Origin of the sequence: Maribrevibacterium harenarium (assembly GCF_006385675.1) — a bacterium.
Lineage (GTDB): Bacteria > Pseudomonadota > Gammaproteobacteria > Pseudomonadales > Marinomonadaceae > Marinomonas > Marinomonas harenarium.
This window is the reverse complement of record NZ_VFRR01000002.1, coordinates 144,231-164,489: the sequence shown is the minus strand read 5'-3', so window position 1 is coordinate 164,489 and position 20,259 is coordinate 144,231. Positions and strand designations below refer to the sequence as shown.

At 49.5% G+C, this 20,259-nt stretch carries 20 protein-coding genes; 5 read left to right on the top strand and 15 right to left on the bottom strand.

The features are described from left to right. Positions 1-62: 62 nt before the first annotated feature. The 6 genes from FJM67_RS02030 to FJM67_RS02005 form a co-directional block, all read right to left on the bottom strand. Positions 63-1,175 carry an extracellular solute-binding protein gene (locus FJM67_RS02030; protein WP_140587009.1) on the bottom strand — a complete coding sequence of 371 codons (1,113 nt, stop codon included), beginning with the start codon at positions 1,173-1,175 and terminating at the stop codon, positions 63-65. A gap of 283 nt (positions 1,176-1,458) precedes the next feature. Further along, the gene (locus tag FJM67_RS02025) at positions 1,459-2,163 is read right to left on the bottom strand and encodes an ABC transporter ATP-binding protein (protein WP_140587008.1); all 705 of its coding nucleotides are present in this window, start codon (positions 2,161-2,163) and stop codon (positions 1,459-1,461) included. Then, a complete protein-coding gene (locus FJM67_RS02020; protein WP_140587007.1) occupies positions 2,160-2,873 on the bottom strand; it encodes an ABC transporter ATP-binding protein in 714 nt (237 codons plus the stop codon). The genes FJM67_RS02025 and FJM67_RS02020 overlap by 4 nt, the downstream gene beginning before the upstream one ends. Then, a complete protein-coding gene (locus FJM67_RS02015; RefSeq protein WP_140587006.1) occupies positions 2,870-3,835 on the bottom strand; it encodes a branched-chain amino acid ABC transporter permease in 966 nt (321 codons plus the stop codon). The genes FJM67_RS02020 and FJM67_RS02015 overlap by 4 nt, the downstream gene beginning before the upstream one ends. Before the next feature lies 1 nt (position 3,836). After that, positions 3,837-4,787, bottom strand: coding sequence for a branched-chain amino acid ABC transporter permease (locus tag FJM67_RS02010; protein WP_140587005.1), 951 nt, complete (start codon positions 4,785-4,787; stop codon positions 3,837-3,839). Between the two features lie 60 nt (positions 4,788-4,847). Next, complete coding sequence (locus FJM67_RS02005; protein ID WP_140587004.1) at positions 4,848-6,101, bottom strand: ABC transporter substrate-binding protein; 1,254 nt, start codon at positions 6,099-6,101, stop codon at positions 4,848-4,850. A 314-nt stretch (positions 6,102-6,415) separates the two neighbouring features. On the opposite strand from FJM67_RS02005, the gene FJM67_RS02000 reads away from it, so the two are divergent. Next, positions 6,416-7,378 carry a helix-turn-helix domain-containing protein gene (locus FJM67_RS02000; RefSeq protein ID WP_140587003.1) on the top strand — a complete coding sequence of 321 codons (963 nt, stop codon included), beginning with the start codon at positions 6,416-6,418 and terminating at the stop codon, positions 7,376-7,378. Between the two features lie 56 nt (positions 7,379-7,434). Here FJM67_RS02000 and fdhA read toward each other — a convergent pair whose 3' ends face one another. The 3 genes from fdhA to FJM67_RS17850 form a co-directional block, all read right to left on the bottom strand. Then, a complete protein-coding gene (gene fdhA / locus FJM67_RS01995; protein ID WP_140587002.1) occupies positions 7,435-8,631 on the bottom strand; it encodes a formaldehyde dehydrogenase, glutathione-independent in 1,197 nt (398 codons plus the stop codon). A 171-nt stretch (positions 8,632-8,802) separates the two neighbouring features. Then, positions 8,803-9,396, bottom strand: a complete 594-nt coding sequence (locus FJM67_RS01990) for a hypothetical protein (RefSeq protein ID WP_140587001.1) — start codon at positions 9,394-9,396, stop codon at positions 8,803-8,805. Positions 9,397-9,545: 149 nt separating this feature from the next. After that, positions 9,546-9,671 carry a hypothetical protein gene (locus tag FJM67_RS17850; protein WP_268888253.1) on the bottom strand — a complete coding sequence of 42 codons (126 nt, stop codon included), beginning with the start codon at positions 9,669-9,671 and terminating at the stop codon, positions 9,546-9,548. A gap of 159 nt (positions 9,672-9,830) precedes the next feature. On the opposite strand from FJM67_RS17850, the gene FJM67_RS01985 reads away from it, so the two are divergent. Continuing rightward, entirely contained in the window at positions 9,831-11,006 is a 1,176-nt protein-coding gene (locus tag FJM67_RS01985) for an alpha/beta hydrolase (RefSeq protein WP_140587000.1), read from the top strand. A gap of 8 nt (positions 11,007-11,014) precedes the next feature. On the opposite strand, the gene FJM67_RS01980 is transcribed toward FJM67_RS01985, so the two are convergent. The 4 genes from FJM67_RS01980 to FJM67_RS01965 form a co-directional block, all read right to left on the bottom strand. Further along, the gene (locus FJM67_RS01980; protein WP_140586999.1) at positions 11,015-11,536 is read right to left on the bottom strand and encodes a lipocalin family protein; all 522 of its coding nucleotides are present in this window, start codon (positions 11,534-11,536) and stop codon (positions 11,015-11,017) included. 89 nt (positions 11,537-11,625) lie between these two features. Further along, complete coding sequence (gene ppnP / locus FJM67_RS01975; RefSeq protein ID WP_140586998.1) at positions 11,626-11,937, bottom strand: pyrimidine/purine nucleoside phosphorylase; 312 nt, start codon at positions 11,935-11,937, stop codon at positions 11,626-11,628. Between the two features lie 187 nt (positions 11,938-12,124). After that, complete coding sequence (locus FJM67_RS01970; RefSeq protein ID WP_219845866.1) at positions 12,125-13,246, bottom strand: extracellular solute-binding protein; 1,122 nt, start codon at positions 13,244-13,246, stop codon at positions 12,125-12,127. Between the two features lie 75 nt (positions 13,247-13,321). Beyond that, on the bottom strand, positions 13,322-14,665 hold the full coding sequence (locus tag FJM67_RS01965; protein WP_140586997.1) for a glutamine synthetase family protein: 1,344 nt from the start codon (positions 14,663-14,665) through the stop codon (positions 13,322-13,324). A gap of 183 nt (positions 14,666-14,848) precedes the next feature. On the opposite strand from FJM67_RS01965, the gene FJM67_RS01960 reads away from it, so the two are divergent. From FJM67_RS01960 to FJM67_RS01950, 3 genes are all read left to right on the top strand, one after another. After that, a complete protein-coding gene (locus FJM67_RS01960; RefSeq protein ID WP_140586996.1) occupies positions 14,849-16,132 on the top strand; it encodes an NAD(P)/FAD-dependent oxidoreductase in 1,284 nt (427 codons plus the stop codon). Positions 16,133-16,218: 86 nt separating this feature from the next. Next, a complete protein-coding gene (locus tag FJM67_RS01955) occupies positions 16,219-16,863 on the top strand; it encodes a TetR/AcrR family transcriptional regulator (protein ID WP_140586995.1) in 645 nt (214 codons plus the stop codon). A 116-nt stretch (positions 16,864-16,979) separates the two neighbouring features. Continuing rightward, positions 16,980-17,603 (top strand): response regulator transcription factor, encoded by a 624-nt coding sequence (locus FJM67_RS01950; protein WP_140586994.1) that lies wholly within the window; start codon positions 16,980-16,982, stop codon positions 17,601-17,603. Positions 17,604-17,617: 14 nt separating this feature from the next. Here the strand turns inward: FJM67_RS01950 and FJM67_RS01945 are convergent, their stop codons facing one another. Together FJM67_RS01945 and FJM67_RS01940 are read right to left on the bottom strand one after the other, a co-directional pair. Next, positions 17,618-18,850, bottom strand: a complete 1,233-nt coding sequence (locus FJM67_RS01945; RefSeq protein ID WP_181161405.1) for a sensor histidine kinase — start codon at positions 18,848-18,850, stop codon at positions 17,618-17,620. 161 nt (positions 18,851-19,011) lie between these two features. Further along, a complete protein-coding gene (locus FJM67_RS01940) occupies positions 19,012-20,112 on the bottom strand; it encodes a hypothetical protein (RefSeq protein WP_140586992.1) in 1,101 nt (366 codons plus the stop codon). Positions 20,113-20,259: the final 147 nt, after the last annotated feature.

Here is a 20,259-nt window from a genome sequence, read left to right as displayed (position 1 = left end):
TCGCAATAGATGCAAAAAGCCCGCTGGTTCCCCAGCAGGCCTTTTTAACTCGGATTTGAACGTTATGCAGATAGGTAACGATCTTGGTATTCGTTACGCAGCGCCACATACCAAGGTTCTTGGATTGGCCACCACCATAGGTTTGCCAAGTCCTGATCAGAGTAGGAATCCAAGAAGAATTGCTTGGTTTCAGCCGGTAGTAGCTCCGCTGCGCCTTTTGAGGTGGAGTTGTAGCCCGTGGCTTTAACAAACATGGTGCCCGCTTCTGGAGTGTAGTACCAATTAATGAACTCGTAGACCGCATCCACGTTGTTGGCATTTTTCGGAATAACGAAGCCTTCCATCCATGCCAGGGCCCCTTCTTTCGGTGCGCCGTATGCGATGTTTTCACCTTCTTGACCGAGTTTGAATGCCGTGCTGTCCCATGTTTGGCCAATGACCGCACCGTTGGTACGGAACGCTCCTTGGGCTTCGTTTTCGGTAGACCAGAACTGGGCAATCATGTCTTTGTTTTTCACCGCTTCTTTGAGAATAACATCAAAGTTAGCGCGCATGGCGGTTTCGTTTTTGTAGGACTCAAGCAATGGGTAAGGCAACTTGCCCATGTTTTCTAGCCATAAGCCAATGCCAACCAGCGCCGAGTGGCCTCGTACGGTCACGCCACCTGCATGCTCGGGCTTCCATAAGTCTCCATAACTTAGGTTTTTCGGGTCTACTGAAGCATAATCCTTGTGGTAGGCAATGGCTTCCGTCCCCCAGTCAGATGGGGCAAAGTAACGTTTGCCGTTCACCACACCGCCCACTTCAGAGCCCGACATGGCGCTGTCTAAACAACCATCCCACTTCACGCGACGGGTATCTAGCGGCTGCACCAAATCAAAATCCACATAGCCCGGTACGCGGTCTACGGTCGGCATTATGATGTCAAAACCCGTCCCGTCGGTAGCTCGCAACGAGTTCATCAGCTCATCGTTGGTACCGTAAGGGGTAAAGGTGGCATTAATGCCAGTCTTGGCTTTGAAGTCGGCCAACATTTCATCGGTGATATAGCCGGCCCAAGCATAGATTTTCAGCTCTTTATTGGCGGCCATCGCCTTGTTGATATAGAAGGGAGTCGCAGCAACGGCACCGACTGCAGCGGCACCTTTGACGAATTGACGGCGGGAAATCGACATGTTTGCTCCTTAATTATGTTTGTCATTTGAGCGCCTAAAACAGGGCTTCAATGTTTTTTGATCAAACGGTCAATCAAGTATTAGCACAATTGATTTCATTTTTGTAACAGTTTTATGAAATTTGTTGCTTTTTTATACATCAAGTGAAACTTATATAGGCTCACTTGATACTATTTTTCAGGAGCAAAAAAAACGGCCCTAAGGCCGTATGGAAAATAGACGGAGTCATTTTCCCAAGCTAGCAACACGCACCAATACGATGGTTCTATTGCTGCACCAAACGCTATAAATAGGCATTTGCCAAAATGCTAGGATCATCACGCAGTTGCTGCGCCGCACCCGAGTAACAGGCGCTACCATTACGCAACACAGTGACACTATCCGCGATAGCGAGCGCCACTTCAGTAAACTGCTCCACCAACAAGACGCCAGTCCCCTTCGCGACTAACTGTTCTAGGGTTTTCACCAAGCGCTTCACAATTAAAGGCGCCAAACCTAGGGACATTTCATCAATTAACAGGAACTTTGGCTTCGCCATCAGGGCGTGGCCAATGGCTAACATCTGCTGTTGTCCACCAGACATGGTGCCTGCCTGTTGCTGCTTGCGCTCTGCTAGCTCTGGGAAAAGTTGGTAAATCTCTGTTACCGTGTCTTCTAGCTCACTCTTTCTAAGTAAGGCACCTGCAGCGCGTAAGTTGTCATCCACCGATAGGGAAGCTAATACCCGGTGACCTTCAGGAACGGCCGCGACACCAGTGGCTCGCACCACCTCTGGGGAGCAGTTGCTGATAGTTTTACCAGCAACCGTAATTTCACCAGACTCCACACCTAACATACCGGCAATAGCCAGCACTAACTCGGATTTCCCCGCCCCATTGGCACCAAGAATCGCGGTCACTTTACCCGGCTCTACCGATAAGGACACATTTTTCACATAGGCTTTACCACCGATGGAGACAGTAATATTGCTGACATTCAGACTGCTCATGCCACTTCCTCCACACCTAGGTAGGCTGCTTTTACTTTCGGGTTGGCCAATACCTCCCGCGTCTTACCAAAGGCGATCGGCTTGCCAAAATCCAGCACTAGGGTTTCAGCACAGATACGCGCGATCAAATCCACGTCGTGGTCGATCACCAAGGTATTTGCTCTGGTAAGTTGTGGGATTTTCAAAATCAAATCCCCAAGGCGCTCAGTTTCATCTTGCTGGAGACCACCGCATGGCTCATCCAGCATAACAATTTTAGGGTTCCCCAAAATACAACGCGCCAAATCAGTCAAGCGGCGCTCATAGGTATTCAAGGTGGCTGCTTCCCGGTAGGCCAACGCCGAGATGCCCATGGACTCAATGGCCCATTCTAGGTCTTGTTTGCGCTGGCTCCCCTTGATTCCTAGGTTGTCGATCAACGCTTTGAGGTTATCAATCACCGTAAGATCATCGGCAATTTGCTCTTTCTGAAATGAGCGTCGTAAGCCCCAGCGGGTGCGTTTAAAGGGGTTTAAGCCGTCAATCACTTCCCCGTTCCAACTGATGGTGCCTTGGTAATCTAGGAACCCAGAAACGGAGTTCATGGTGGTGGTTTTACCGGCGCCATTGGGGCCGATAATGCCAGAGATCGGCTGAGAAAACTCAGCGTTGATATTGTCTAATGCCTTGACGCCCCCGAATTGGACGCAAATATTATCTAGCTTAATCATGTGCGTTTACTCAGTTTGGCAATAAGGTCAAGCAACTGACCGGAAAGTCCGTTCGGTGCGGTGATAATGGCGTGCAATAACGCCGCCCCAAAGATCACCAAGGCCAAATCTGCATCAATGGTCCAGTCATTAAACAATGCTGGCACGACACGGTATAAGATACCGGCAATGATGACGCCCAACCAACCGCGGGAGCCGCCCACCACCATCAATGCAAATAGCATAATGGATTCCGATGCGCGGAACGTCGCAGGGTCAAGCAGCCCCAAACCACCCGCCAATAGCCCACCACTGATCCCTGCCAGAAAGCCGGCTAAACCAAACGCCCACGCCTTGTAATAAACGACATTGACACCAGAGGAGTAAGCAGCTGCTTCGGAACGGCGAATCATCGCCCAAGCACGGCCTGGGGCAGTACGCATGTGCATTTCGATAATCAAGAACGCCGCCACAATCCAGAAGATTATGTAACGCAAGTAGTCACTGTCTTCGGTTGCCAAAAGCGGACGCTGGAACGGTGCCGCAACCGAAGGCATTACACCCCAAAAGCCTTCGCCGCCATTGGGAAAGCGGAATGTGGAGAAAATAACCTCTAAGCCACCGGCTGCCATCAGTGTAATCAGGGCCAGATACAAGCCGCGCATACGCAGCGCCGGCATCGCTAGTAGCCAACCGAACATCAAGGTTACCGCACCAGCAACCGCCAAATTCACTTCAAATGGTAAATGAAACGCGTGGTTCATACGTAGCATGACCCACCCGCCTACCCCCATCAACGCCACTTGGCCTAGGGATACCATGCCCAAGCGCGAGTACATAAATGCCACACCGGAAGCGGCAATAATAAAACAGCCGGTGGAAATTAGGATCTTAATCCATTGCCCACCCAACACCATTGGTAAGAATACAAAGGCAAGCGCCGCGAGTATTAAGCCAACGCGAGCAGAAACCGTCATCTTCATGTCAATTCCCCGCAAAGTAATTCATGCGACCGCGCTGGAGCCAAACCAACACTAAAATGGCGATCACAAATGGCGCCATTGGGCGCACAGATTTAAGGAACGGATGAAGGGTCAACAGGGACTCAATCACACCAATACAGATCCCGGCGACTAACACCACGCCAAGATTCTTAAGCTGACCACAGATAGCCGCAGAAATAGCGGGGATCACCATAAAGGTGATGACGAATGGCTCAAGACGGACAAGGTCACCAAACATCAAGCCGGTAAAACCCGCGATTAAGCCAGAGATACCCCAAGCGATGGTTTCTGTCTTAACAATTGGAATGCCGATCAAGGCAGAAATGTCCCGATTATCCGCCAGTGCCCGCATATTTAGACCGGTTCGGGTACGACTTAGGTAGAACCATACCGCGACCACAATGCCAATCGCTGCCAAGATCACAATCAGTCGGGTCAATGTCACCCGCATTCCCAAAATCATGTATGCGATTTTGTCGCTTGGTAGCGCAAACTTGCGCACATCGTCTTCCCAAAGAAAGGCCGTCATGCCCAAGATAATCAGGGCATAGCCTAGCGTGGCAACCGCTTTTACCACCGGGTCACGCCAGGCCAAGCCCGGCGCAATCAAACGCCCATAGATCAAAGCCAGAGCCGTGGTGGTGAGAATACCAACAATCCAGGTGGCCACATGTGGCACGTCCCATTGCTGTAATTGCCAGGCAAACATCACCCCAAGTGCGCCGATGGCACCATTCGATAAGTTCAATACACCGGTCGCTCGGTATAACACCACCAGACCAATGCCGCCAAGGGCATACAAAGACCCAACCGCCATCCCAGAGACGACGAACAAGCCCACAACATTGGTAGGTTTACCCCAGGCAAGATAGGCGCATACCGCCACCATCAGTGCCAGCGCTACCACAAGGTTTGTAGTACGTTTCACCATGTTTTTACTTCTTTATAACGGTCAGCCCAGCCAAGTGGCCGGGCTGATTAGAGGGGAGTATTAACGTAGACCTAGTTTCTTCTCAGCCGCTTTTAGGGGCTCGAAGTAAGGACCTTCATACTCGAAGCAGTCACGTACGACGTGGAAGGCGCCATCTTTCAAGCCCACCATGATACCGGCATGGTTTGGCATATGACGATCTGCTTTGCCCACGTAGTAAGGGCCGCAGGTTAGGTCAGAGGTATAACCATTGATGTTTTGAATCGCTTCGGTCACCGCAGCACGGTCATCTAACTTCGCTGGATCCATTTTGTTTAGCGTTTCCACGAAGTATTTCGCAGATAGGTAACCAGATTGAGAGAAAGTATCACGAGGGTCTTGTGGGTTGGCGTAGCTATCCATCACTTTCAACCAGTTTTGGTTATCGGCACCGTCACCATCGATAGTGGTTAGCTCAGCACTGATAAACATTTTGCCTTCCCAGTATTCGCCCAAGGCACCTGGAACAGAAGCATCGTATAGTGGAGTAGAGGAAGTCCAAGTGTAGCCATCCGCCAAACCTTGCTCCTCTGCTGCGCCCAAGAAGGCAATCGCCAAACCGGCAGGTAGGTTAACCAAGATGGAGTCAGCGCCAGAAGAAATCGCTTCTAATAGAGCAGAGTTCACATCCGGAGAAGCGGGATTCAGTAGCACGTAAGAGCCAGATAGACCTTTTGATTCCATGTAGTCTTTCGCCGCGCCGCAAGACCAGTTTCCAACGGATGGGATCGCCATACCGATACAAGAAACGTTCGTCGCGCCAAGCTCTTCCACCGCGTACATTGCCGCACCAACGGAAGACGGCAATGGACCTTGGTTCGTTGAAACTATGTTAGAGCTTTCAAAACACTCAGAAGCGGCACAACCAGACGCCATGGCCATGATATTGCTCTGGGCATATAGGGGGGCGTTGACGCTCATTTCAACGAAAGAAGCGTTACCCACCATCGCGACCACGTTTTCGTCTTTTACGAGTTTGGCTGCCGCTTGAGCCGCAAGCTCAGGGTTCCATTGGTCGTTTTCGACCATGTATTGGATAGGACGACCTTGGATACCACCATTGTCGTTAACACATTTGAAGTAGGCCGCGGCAGCATCTGTCGCAGAAGAGAAGTCGCCAGGAGCCGCATTACCAAAAATGCCCCCAACTTTAATTGGTTTACCGGTCGCAGGTTGACCATTGTTTAGACCACAAACCGCATCACTGGCATAAACACCACTGGTGGCACTGATCGCACCCACTGCAACTAAGCTAGCTAGAATTGTTTTTTTCATTATTGTTTTGCTCCCATGTTGAACACTACACAGATCAATCGCACCTAACGCTGTGTTAGCTATCAATCGCCTGTGAAATTTGCTCTTTTCGCAAAAACCAGCGCTGCATGAGTACTGCTGCAGTCATCCATAACTTACAAGTCATGATAGGCTCGGTTTTTATTGTTATTGTTGAACTAGAATAGTTAACATATTAAATAGTTTTTCATACCCAAAACTTGGTAGATGACGGCAAATTTCTTGGTGTTAAGCGACAAAAAAGCCGATCGGCACTATATTTTGAGCACGTTATATGCACATTTGGAGGCATAGAGATGTTGGTTAAAATCCCGTCTTGCACATTAACCGTCGAGCACTTTGAAGCAGACCTACATGAAATCTGCGGTGCCTTTCAAATTGAGCCACGCAGTCATACTCAGGACATAACAGGCCTAATCAAGCACGAGTATTTGGCAGATCTTGAAGTAGCTCATGTGGCCAAAGACCTCAACTCGATTCGTCGCACCAAGAAAGAATTGGCACAAGATGAAGGCGATAACTTCTTTTTGATTATTCAAGAAGAGGGGCAAGCCCTGATGAATCAACACGACTGCGCTCGCATTCTCATGCCTGGGGATATGATCCTGATCGATAGCGCTTACGCGTCTGAGTTTTCCTTTTTCGGACGTTTTAGTCGCCAAGTATCGGTTCACTTACCTCGCCAAGAAATGCTACAACGCTTTGATAAGCTCGCCCGCGGGGGAATCTTTCTGCCGAAAGAAGATCATAGCTCAATTGCCGTATCCGCCATCTTGTCAAAAGCCTTTCAAGTACGAGAAAACGTGCCCCAAAGCCATTATCTGAAAGAAGCCATCTTTGGCCTGATCGGCTCCATGCTATACGAACGTAACAGCCAAGATAGCGCCAAACATATTGAAGCCGATGTCCATGGTGCTCAGTTACTGAAACGCGGTATGGCTTACATAGATCAGCATTTTTTGAACCCCAATTTGACCATCCATGGGGTAGCTGAATACTTAAATGTTTCTATTCGTCACCTACAACGGGCGTTTGCCATTATCAACACCACGCCGACGAACTACTTACTTACCAGAAGACTAGAAATGGCCTGTCAGTTACTGGCGCAACGACAAACAGGGGGAGACGGAGAAAGGGTTTCCACTATCGCTTACAACTGTGGCTTCAACGACGTGTCAAACTTTAACAAGCAATTTCGCAGAGCGTTTCAATGCTCACCCTCCAAATATCCTAATGGGGAACAAGAAGACAAGGAGTGATCATTTAGGCAAAGGAAGGTAGAAGGTGCCGGAATGACTCCGGCACCTGGCAGGTATTAGGCTTTAACCATGTTGTGTGGGTCGATAACGAATTTCTTCGCCGCACCACCATCAAAGTCAGCATAACCTTCTGGAGCTTGATCAAGACCAATCATTTGTACGTTAACCGCTTTAGCGATTTCAAGCTTATCGAATAGGATCGCTTGCATCAGAGCGCGGTGGTACTTCATCACTGGACACTGACCCGTATGGAATGAGTGAGACTTCGCCCAACCCAAGCCAAAGCGCATGCTTAGAGCACCTTGCTTCGCGTTTTCGTCAACTGCACCTGGGTCTTCTGTTACATATAGACCTGGGATACCGATCTGACCACCCGCACGAGTGATAGTCATGGCAGAGTTCAATACGGTTGCTGGTGCTTCTACGTGAGAGTTACAGCCACAAGCATGTGCTTCGAAGCCTACACAGTCAACGAAACAGTCAACTTCACGGTCGCCAAGGATCGCTTCTAGCTTATCTTCCATTGAGCCTTCTTCACGTAGGTCAATCGTTTCACAGCCAAATGAACGAGCTTGTTCAAGACGGTCAGAGATCATGTCGCCAACGATGACACAAGCCGCACCCAATAGGTGAGCAGACGCTGCTGCCGCTAGACCAACTGGGCCAGCACCAGCGATGTATACGGTGCTACCTGGGCCTACACCTGCGGTGACACAGCCGTGGAAACCGGTTGGTAGAATGTCAGAAAGCAGTGTTAGATCCTGAATTTTTTCCATTGCTTGTTCAGAATCAGGGAATTTCAATAGGTTGAAGTCAGCGTATGGCACCATTACGTACTCAGCTTGACCGCCTACCCAGCCACCCATATCAACGTAACCGTAAGCCGCACCTGGACGTGCTGGGTTAACGTTCAAACAGATACCAGTTTTGCCTTCTTTACAGTTACGGCAGCGACCACAAGCGATGTTGAATGGTACAGAAACCACGTCACCCACTTTGATGAACTCAACATCACGGCCAGTTTCGATAACTAGACCGGTGATTTCGTGACCTAGAACCAAACCTTCTGGTGCAGTCGTACGACCACGCACCATGTGCTGGTCACTACCACAGATGTTGGTGGTGATTACTTGCAAAATGACACCGTGGTCACATTTGCGGTTACCCAATGCTAATTCAGGATAAGCAATGGCTTGAACTTCTACTTTGCCCGGACCTTGGTAGACCACACCGCGGTTAGTTTTATTACTCATGTTGAGATGTCCTGTTTGTTATTGTTCGAAATACGCACCTTGCACGATAGGCGCTTGTACGAATTTTCAGTTGGCTAAAAACGACACAATATTGAAAGGAGACGAACAAAAAGCCCTTCGGACGGGCAAGATCATCTGAAACGCACTGACATGGGGCAAGAAAATCGCGTTTTATTGGGACAGAGACAACTGCTGACGACGTACCAAGAGCAAAATCAACAAGCTGGTACAAGCCACGCTCACCGCCAGCGGAAACAACATAGTCGCTAAGGAGTAGCTTTCTAGCGCCAACAAAGCAAAGAAGTTACGTACCGCAAACATAGAGAAAAACACCGCATTCTCTTCCCGAGGGAAGTAATAGGCTTTCCGAAAGGTAGGGCCAAAACCAATCATATCCACTGTGGTGAGAATCACTACCGCCGTAGTGGGGTCTTGGGTCACATACCAAAGGGGCAAGGAAGCAAGCGCCGTCAGCAAAAATAGCCAATCGGCTCGTGTGATGCTGTTATCCCCACGATTTAAATAAGCCAACAAGGCCACAATGATAGTAATGCCACCGGATACGCCAATGGGCCAAGCACCAATTCCACCGTCGGCCTCAAGCTGGGCAAAAAAGATAATCGACGTGGTAATCCCCCAGATTACCCAAGAAAAGACATGGGGACGGGTCTTGCCGCGTACAATCGACACCATATAGGGCACAAAACCGATAAAGGTCAACGCAATCGCCAGAATACTAAAGACCCACTTTGCCGAATCGCCCACGATGCACTCCTAAGGAATCATAAAAGAACTTTATTCTAGCGACAGAACCCAATTACTAGGCAGGGAAATACGACATTTAAAGAAGAATAAGTGACGCTATTAGCTGCATGAACATTTTACGATTCCATCCAGCAGGATATTCAACCCGGTCAATTCGCTCCTTTCATAGCGTGCCAAGGACGAATTTGTTGCAATTGCTCCGCCAGTGCTTCCTCTGCGACTTCAGTATCGTAGACGACTTGGGCACGCAGCCAATAGCCCTTCGACAACACCATCCCCAATTACGCTTGAACCATATTCATGACTCCTGCGTAAAATCACAAAGTAGGAATTTTTCTGCAACCGGCACTTCGCTTGTGCTGAGCGGTTTCATCCTATCCCCAAGTAGGCATACTGATGGTCCTGGTAATTAACTGCAATATTAGGGAAAACCTATGATCCGTAGTGTCTTCGTTGGTGTGGTAACAAGTGTATTCATCACTCTGTTAAGCGGTTGTTCGTCTTTGGAGCCCCGTTCTGAGCCGGTCACGTCCGTGGCATTCGCCAACTACCAAGCTGACACCATCAAACAGTTACAAATCGGCCGCCCCGAGTCACCCAATAAGTCCGATGAAGTGTTATGGAATGCGCCTCAGCAGTGGCTGCCCACAGGACACAATGACCAGCAAAAGCCAAGCAAAGGTATTTTGCTGATGCATGGACTGGGGGATTCGCCTTGGTCATTTCACGATTTAGGCGCAGAGCTCGCACAACAAGGCTTCCTCGCCCGATCCATATTGTTGCCGGGGCATGGCACCACACCGGCGGATATGCTGGATGTCAAAGCAGAGGACTGGCTGGCCGTGGTGCATCAACAAGCCCAAGCCTTGCAATCCGATGTGGATGGGCCGATTTACCTTGGTGGCTTTTCGACTGGTGCCAATTTGATTTTGGAATACGCGGTACAGCATCCAGAGGTGGCTGGACTGGCGCTATTTTCCCCCGGCTTTAAAAGCAGTGTGCCATTGCAATGGGTTACACCATTACTGGCGCCATTCAAGCCATGGTTGCTCGACCCCGAAGCGCGTAAAACACTACCTGCCCCCGTGCGCTATATGAACATGCCCACCAATGGCTTTGCCCAATATCATCGAACTAGCGCTCTCGCCCAACAGTTGCTGGAGCAGCCCTTACATCGACCGGTATTGATGGTGGTGTCTGAACATGATTCCGTACTGGACACTGGCTATCTCTTGGAGGTTTTTCAAACCCAATTCCCCCACCCAAGCAGTCGCCTGATTTGGTATGGGCAGTTGCCAGAAGGTGTTCAGCAATCAGAGCGTATACTGGTGAAATCCGACTATTTACCGGAAGAACGTATCAGCCAGTTTTCCCATATGGGCGTACTCTTTGCGCCGGATAACCCTTTGTATGGGCGCGATGGTAGCGTGAAGATTTGCCGGAACAGCCAAGACGAGGCGCAAACAGCAGCTTGTGAAAATGGTGCGGAGCTTTGGTATTCCGCTTGGGGTTATCAGGAGGAAGGCAAAGTCCATGCTCGACTGACCTACAACCCTTACTTTAATTGGCAAAGTGAGGTTCTAAGGACCGTATTTTCTGTTGGGAAGTAAGTGAAAAACTAGGGGGGTGTTTGCTCAACAAAGATCAATTCCTTGGTATCAAAGCCCTCGGCTTTTACTCTCGTCAAAAATCGTTGTTTGTCTTCGTCAGACACGATGGGGGTACGGGATAGATACCAAAGGTAGGATCGATCTGGCCCGGCAACATAGGCTTGTTGGTAGTCGCTATCTAAATCAAAAATGACGTAAGCCCCATAAAATGGGCCAAAGAAACTCACTTTTAAATGACCAGTAGTCGGATCTTTCACAAAGTAGGCTTTACCCTCGGCTTGCTCCCACTCTTGCTCCGCGACGTTGAAGCCGCGGTTAATCACCTTCACCCCACCGTCTTCACGCAGACTATAGTTAGCGCTTACTTGCGCGAGACCTCTCTCAAAGCTGTGATCGAGCCGGGCAATTTCATACCAAGTGCCAAGGTAGCGAGACAATTCGAAATCCGTAATCGGCGTGATGCCTTTCGGTGCCGTGGTACAGCCAGTGAGAAGAATAAGGCTGCTTACTAGCCAAAAAAAACTACGCATGGGAATGTCCTTGTTAAACAATTAACAAGGACATATACGCCAATCCCCGTGAACTGGATCGGTTCTATGGTCTAACCGAGATAGATAAATTACAGGTAAGAACAGCAGTAATCCGCTACGGTTTTCACTTGCAGTTTGAAGGAGGAGTTCGCTGGTACGTTGAAGGACTCGCCGCCTTTGATGGTTTGCCATTCGCTTTCGCCAGCCAATAGGATGTCCATTTCACCGGCCATGATTTCCATTAGCTCAGCCGCTTCGGTGCCGAATTCGTAGTCGCCAGGCATCATGATGCCCAAGGTTTTGCGTGTGCCGTCGGCGAAGAGCACGGTGCGGCTAGTCACTTTACCGTCAAAGTAGATGTTGGCGGCTTTCACTAGGGTTACGTTTTCAAATTGTGACATGGTGCCACTCCTTTCAATTGGACGGTTGGTGTTTTAAAAAGTGGCGCAAGTTTAATCGCAACAGCGTGATTGGGATAGTCCGTTGCAGCGGGGACAAAGAACTTTAGAGCTCTTCACCAAAAATGAGCGGGGAGTCAGTAGAGGTCTCTATCCAGCGCGGGGCTGGATAGAGATTTTGCTAGCGCAATTAGCGACCGGTTTTGATATCCGTCCACAGGCGCACCATTAAACGTTCGGTACGCAGAGCACGTAGTTTTTGCACGAAGAGTTTTTTGCGCACCTCCGCCGATGGGTAAATTCCCGCGTTGGTTTGAATCTCCTCGTCTTGTAGTTCCATAGCATCCAAGTTCGGATTGGCGTAGGCCACGTAGTTGGAGATGTCGGCGATTACATCAGGACGTAGCAGGAAGTTGATAAACTGATGGGCTGCGTCTTTGTTTTGGGCATCTTTGGGGATGGCCAGCATGTCAAACCATACCTGCGTGCCTTCCTCAGGAATGCTGTATTCGATGTTCACGCCATTATCCGCTTCGATAGCACGGTCTTGGGCTTGGATGATGTCGCCGGACCAGCCGATAGCGACACAAATTTCGCCATTCGCAAGAGCGCTAATGTATTGAGAGGAGTGGAACTGGCTAACATAAGGACGCACACTTTTCAGTAGTTGCACCCCTTCACTGGTCAGGGCATAGTCTTTGGCATCACGGCTGTTGGGGTCTTTGCCCAGGTAGTTGAGGGTCAGCGGGTAAAGCTCATCTGGGGAATCGAGGAACATGACGCCACAGGAGGCCAGCTTTTCCATGTTTTCAACTTTTAACACTAGATCCCAGCTATTCACTGGCGCATCTTCGCCAAGGACCTCTTTGACCTTGTCCACGTTATAACCAATGCCTGTAGTACCCCATAGGTACGGCACTCCATGGGTATTACCGGGATCAAGATTTTCCAAATAGGACAGCAACTCAGGGTCAATGTGTTTCAAGTTTGGTAACTTGCTTTTATCCAGCGGGTCAAACACCCCGGCCTGAATTTGTCGACCCATAAAGGAAGCGGTTGGCACTACCAAATCGTAGCCAGAGTTACCGGCAAGCAGTTTGGCCTCTAACACTTCGTTAGAGTCGAACACATCTTCCACCACTTCAATGCCAGTTTCGGCTTCAAAACGGTCGATGGTGTCCTCGGCGATATAATCCGACCAATTGTAGAATTTCAGTGTTTGTGCCATCACACCGGATGTTGCCAAACTCACTGCACAAGCTACCGTTGCCAGTGGCAAGACACGCTTTAGGGATGCCATTTTCATCGTCATCGTTCGCTTCCTTTTTGGGTTAAATACATTCATCAGGCGGCTGAGTCAGCCGTCGTCACCTCGTTACAACTTGAGTTAAACATTGAGCAACAGGTGCTCACGCTCCCAAGAGCTGATCACCCGGTTAAAGGTTTCAAATTCACTGCGTTTTACGCCCACAAAGGCGCGCACAAAGTGCTCACCCATGATTTCTCTAAGGGGATCACAGTCTTCTAACAAGCGTAGCCCCTCTTCCAGCGTTCGGGCAATTTCCACTTCCTGATATTCCGATGGCGGCTCTTTGCCTTCCGTAGGTTCAGTAGGACGTAGCTTCTCCTTAATACCCAAATAGCCGCAGGCTAAAGTCGCCGCAATTGCCAAGTAAGGGTTGCAATCGGCACCAGGGAAACGGTTCTCGATGCGCGTTGCCTCTGGCACGGAATACGGAATGCGCAAGCCCGCGGTGCGGTTATCGAAGCCCCACTTCATATTGATCGGCGCGGCCATTTCTGGGGAGAAACGACGGTAGGAATTGACGTTTGGCGCGAAGAAACTAATGGCATTGGGCGTGTAATGTTGTAAACCACCCAAGTAGTGATAGAACATTTCACTCGGCTGTCCATTGTCGTTGAACACATTGGCACCGGTTTCCGCATTCACTAGGCTTTGGTGGATGTGCATAGCGCTGCCCGGCTCGTCCTTCATGGGCTTCGCCATAAAGGTGGCGTAGATACCGTGCTTCATGGCCGCTTCCCGCAGCGTTCGTTTGAACACAAACACTTGATCCGCCAGATCGAGGGGGTCCCCGTGGATAAAGTTAATTTCCATCTGAGCGGCGCCCGATTCATGAATCAGGGTGTCCACGTCTAAGCTCTGAGCTTCACAGTAACTGTAGACCGTATCAATAATGCCGTTAAACTCGTTCACCGCATCAATACTGTAGGAGCGGCGGGACGTTTCCCGTTTGCCGGAGCGCCCAGCGGCAGGCTTCAATTCATAGTCGGGATCCGTGTCCGGTTGAATGAGGTAGAACTCCACTTCCGGCGCAATAATGGGTTTTAGTCCCTCTTTTTCATACAAAGACAGAATATGACGCAAGATATTGCGGCTCGCCAATGGATGTGGCTCGCCTGCGGTGTTGTAGCAATCGTTAATAATCTGAGCGGTAGGTTCTTCCGCCCACGGCACCAAGCGCACTGTATTTGGATCGGGTTTTAAAATCATATCTCGGTCGCTGGCGTCCACTAAATCATAGTGATTATCCGCCCAATCGCCGGTAACGCTTTGTACCAGAATGGTTTCTGGAATGCGCCCCGAGCGCTCTGCTAAGAATTTGTACGTCGGGTAGAACTTACCGCGGGCGTTACCTGTCATGTCCGGCAACGTGGACTCCACTTCGGTAATACCGTGTTCTCTAAAAAACGCCTCAAGTTCCGTCATAACTCACCTTGTTACTGTGATAGGTCATTTTGTGCCAATATCGGGTTGCGCTGGTGATAGAATTGTTTATGCTTTGCACTAATCCGAATAAATGTTCGGTTTATGACCATATTTTAGTCAGGCCACAAAATCAACTATTGATTAGCGGATGACCGTTTTTTCGCCCACCAGTCTGCGAGGACGATGATTTTGACAGACCACGCGCCCTCTTACTATGCCGCCAGTGCCATCCCATTCCCAGCCTTGCCTAGTTTATCGGGGGATTGTGACACCGATATTTGTATCGTTGGCGGTGGCTTTACCGGAGTCAGTGCCGCATTGCATTTAGCGGAAGCGGGCTACCGGGTTGTCTTGCTCGAAGCGCACCAGATTGGCTGGGGGGCATCAGGGCGTAACGGTGGGCAGATGTGCCCCGGACATAATAAAGGTCACGACGAGCTTATCCCAATGGTAGGCAAAGACTGTGCCGATCAGTTATGGCAAAGCTCGGTGGATGCGGTCGAACTGGTAAAACAACTGGTAACCCGTTATCAAATCGACTGTCATCTCACCCCTGGCGTACTGCATGCCGCCAATAAAGCTAAGCATGCCAAAGCCATGCAAGAGGAAGCGGACTATCACCACCAAGTACTGAACTATGATGCGGTCGACTACCTAGATGCACCACAAATGACAGAGCAGTTAGGTAACGATTACTATCAAGGGGGCCTGCTGTTTCGTGACGGGGCCCACGTTCATCCCCTGAACTTTGTCCTAGGTATGGCGCAAGCGGCAAGCGGTCACGGGGCCCAGCTATTTGAACATTCCCCGGTACTTAGCTATGAAGATGGAGCAACGCCAAGCGTCACTACTGCCCATGGCAAAGTGCGCTGCAAGGCGATTTTACTGGCCTGTAATGGGTATTTGGGCAAGCTACATCAGCCGTCGGCACGGCGTATTATGCCGATCAATAACTTTATTATTGCCACTGAACCACTGCCGCAAGAAGTCGCCGACCGTATCAACCCCAATCGAGTCGCCGTGGCCGATAGCAAATTTGTGGTGAACTATTTCCGCCTATCGGAAGATAGACGCATGTTATGGGGCGGCGGAGAAAACTATTCCCCTAACTTCCCCAAAGATATTGCCCGCTTTGTCCAGCTCCATATGGCTGAGGTGTACCCCGAGCTCGCCGACTATAAGATCGATTACGCTTGGGGTGGCACACTTGCCATCACCCTCAACCGTATGCCAGATATTCGTCGCGACTCGGCGAACCTGTTTGTTGCCCAAGGCTACTCTGGCCATGGGGTGGCACTGGCGACCTACGCTGGAGCAATCTTTGCCAAAGCCGTGCAAGGCTCGATGGAAAAAATGGATGTGTTTGCACACATCCCGATGCGAGACTTCCCCGGCGGCACGTTACTGCGCTGGCCCGGTTTAGTCGCCGGCATGCTCTATTACGCCATGCTAGATAGACTCCCCTAACGGCTGTGCTATGCTTGACCTCACTTTAGAGGCACTACTACCGATCACTTACCATTAGGTAGAGAGACTATTTCAGGTAGCACCATATGAGCGCAGCTGGCAACAAGAAAACCATGCAACCCACGGCACCCCGTAGTGCCCCGGTACAGTCACGTTCGAAAAAGCGTACCCAGGAAATCTTGGATGTCACGAGCGAGCTCTTGGTGACCATGGGGCTGGCCGACATGAATACGGCGCTAATTGCCAAAGAAGTAGGCATATCTGTCGGTGCCTTGTATCACTACTTCCCGAATAAACACGCCATTCTCTATGCCATGGGCAAACAATGGCTGGATAGCATCGCCGAAGTCATGGCTGAAATTCATACTTGGCCTTTGGAAGCGATGCCCCTAGAGGACTTTATCGACAAAGCTGTTGCCTTGAACCTGCGTACCTATCGCCAGCAAAAGGCCATTTTACCCTTGGTTCAGGCCATGTTTTCCGTACCGGAATTGCGAGAGCTAGATGAAACCCATGACGAGCTGGTCATTAGCCAAATGGCCAAAGCGTTTAAGCGCCTTGGTATCGACAAACACCCGCGGGAGCGGGAGCGTATCGCTCGCCACTATCTGGAAATCACTCACAGTAGCTTTTTGGTGATCGTCAACCAGAACCCACGCCGCTCCAACGCTACCTTAGAGGACTTAAAGCGGATGTTGGCCTGCTTGCTTTCCCACCATCTTAATTCTTAGCTCGAAAATGGATTCATTTTTTTTATAGCCACATGGACATGTTATGGCTAGTATTTAGACGTCCATTAATTTTTCCTTATATTCGGAACAATCAATAAAAGGATGTTTCCCGTCCCATGAATACCTATAACGGAAATTGGCTTGTTGTCGATGACCATGCCATGTTTGCCGATGCATTAGCGATCACCTTGTCCATGTTACGTCCAGGACTAAATGTCGATATTGCCATCACCGCAACCGATGTCATTGCTCGACTTGGACACCAAGAGTACGAACTGGTGATTCTCGATCTACAGATACCAGAGACTAGTTGCACCGACTTGTTTCAACACCTCACCCAAGCGGGCGCTGAGAAAATCATGATTTGCTCGGCAATTTTCCAGCCACAGCAAGCGGATGCTTTACGCAAGTTAGGTGTGCGTGGCTACATCACCAAAGAATCGGAAGCGATGGACATTTTGAGCTTTGCTGACCGCATTTTACATGGTGAAGATTGGGTGTGTACGCCGCGCTATGCCAAGCAATTAGCCCAGTTTGAACAGCAAAAACTTTTGCTTACAGAACGCCAATACTCGATTTTAGAACTACTAGAAAAAGGGGCTACCACTAAACAAGTAGCAGACACGCTGTGTTTAAGTGAGAACACCATCAAAACCCATATCCGTATGATGTACGAAAAACTCGGCGCTAGTAGCCGCACCGACTGCTTGCTCAAAGCTAAAGAATTGAATTTGCTTTAAATTCCCCTCCCTATTTAGGGCGCTAAAGGCAAAGTTAGGGTAAAGGTCGTTCCTTTGCCTACTGTAGATTCAAGTCTGATTTCTAGGTTTTGCAGAACACATAAACGCTTCACAATGGATAACCCCAACCCCATACCAATTTCTTGCTGCGCTCCGTCTTGCTGGACTTGGTAAAACTCATCAAAAATATGGATTTGACTGACCTTACTCATCCCTATACCGGTGTCTTGGACGTGAATATTGAGCTCGTTTTCCTGTACATCACAGCGAACTTTGATGCAGCCTTGCTCAGTAAATTTGAAAGCATTAGACAGTAGGTTTTGTAGTATTTCCGTGAGAAACTCCTCGTCAAAGCAGGCCCTTACATCCACTTTATCCACGTCGAAAAGCAGTCCCTTGGATTGAGCCAATAGCGCATAATCGTCAGCTAAATTCTGTAATATGGGCAGGACAGATAGGGCTTGGATATTGGGCCGTACACCGTTGCCGTCTAATGCTGAAATATCCAGCAGCTTGTCTAACAAGCGATTGCCACTGATGGCGGCTTGCTTCGCTTTATTTACCAAGATTTGACCATCACCTTTGACTTGTCCCGGCTGGATGGCACCTAAATACAAACTTGTTGCCTGCATAGGCTGGCGTAAATCATGACTGGCCGCCGCCAGAAAGCGCGTTTTTTCTAGATTGGCTTTTACCGCTTTTAACTCGGATTCTTTGTAGAGGATCCGCAACGCTGTATGCTCCATCTGGTCTTTATGGGTCATCAGACTGAACAATACCAAACTGGCGCAAGCGATAGGCACCATGATGGTAAGCAGCCAATATTGCTCTACCCCCAAATGGTAAATTTGCCAGGTAAAACAGGAAAATACCGGAACGACAAACAAGATGTAGACCCAAGGGTCATTCCCCTTGGTCATAGAGGGAATGGACGCATTGAGGATCAACACAATCACCACGGTGATGATTTCCACCTCGTTAGCATTTGGGAAAAACAACAAAGGCACGGAGCTGTATAGGGAGCCCCATAGAATAGCGATGCCATAGACCGCCATGCGCCAGCGTTGATAACTCTCATAGGTATATTCATCATGAGAGTCTAAAAAGCGCTTGTGACGCCGTAGCACGAAGAAAGAGACAAGCCCAACTAAACCGGCAAAGCCACTCCAAATAGACATCACGCTAAGCGAATTGGCGTCATTAAAAAAATAACCAATGGCCATCAACGTCAGAAACGAAAATGGCATGCGTGATACCATTTCCTGAATAAAAGTCTGGTGCAATTCGCGCCGAATTTGCCCGGCTAAGGGGTGACTTTTAAGAAACTGAGATGGTGAGTTAGGCTTCATACCCGAGTGTTTTCCCTCTTGCAAACGGCCCGCTGTGCCAACGAGCCGTATGCTCTGCGTTAAAATAAGCCGGTTTGCTGATACAACGGAATGCAGCTTTGCGTATCGGCTTTTAGTCCAGCTGGGCCTTCAACGTTACCATAACGCTGGGCGTGGTTCCCGGCTAATTGATACAAACGTTCTGCTTGATCAGCCCCTTCGGTGCCAGGAATAACAACGCTACGTTGGCTTCCCCACTGGCTGATGCGCTCGGCCGTGATGCGGCGCACTTGTTCAATCTTGTCCTCTGCCTCGCCGCTTTGTTCCATCAGGGTGAACATACGTGAAGTACAACGCAACGTAATGGCGAGCACTTCTTCTGGTGTGCCTTCTACCATACTTTCCAGTGCTGTTTCGGGCATAAAGAGAGCATCTTTCGCCCCTTGGTCACTCATGTCGACCTGCACCGCTTTGGGTCGATAGGAAACCGTTTCCCCATCGAGTTTTTTGAGCGGCTGATTGTGGGCGTATTCCATCGGAATAATCACCTTGTAAAGGGCTTCCCCCTGTTGATTGGTAATTGCGCACAAAGCTCGGTCTCCGACTTTGCCACCGCTAAAGTAACGCGGCTCGCGAATATGCCCCGCGCAGACCGACTCCATTTCCCAATTATTCGGTGCTAGCACTTGGGCGCGGAAGTCGTTACCACGCTTGCTGTTCGAATCATTGCTACAGTCTGATATCTCGGACCCATGGGGGCAACGCATCTTGATCATGCGCTCTTGCACGCTATTTTGATAGGCTAAATCCCCAGCAGCGATGGCTTCCCCTGTACGTAGATTGACGCAACTAAACTCCCCAGAGTTGGTGCCAAACTTATCTTCCCAATTCTCATCTAAAAATAGGGTCAGGCATTGATGTTGCTGTAATTCCACCTGACAAGCATTGCTGCCGTTAGGAGTAATGTTGTGCACATCATAAAAACCGGTGCTTTTGCTGACTTGAGCCAGTCCCTTTTTCCATTCGTAATCTCCGATGGTGCCAACGTACATTTTTTTAAAATCACCAGCGGATAGCGCACAAGGGACGGAACTTGGGTCAAACACTTCCTCTGCATAACTGAGAGTTGAGAAGGCCCCTACTGCACTCACAGCAGCAGAGACAAGTAACATTCTTATCATGGTCATCTTCCTTTAGTTGATGAAAGGGGCAGGTCAAAGCATCAAATAAGGAGAGTAAGCGGATTGGTCGAGTCGTTCTTCACCCAAAAGGGTGAAATTCCCTACCATAAGGAAAAAAGTGAGACAAGCCAGCCCCAAAGATCGGGA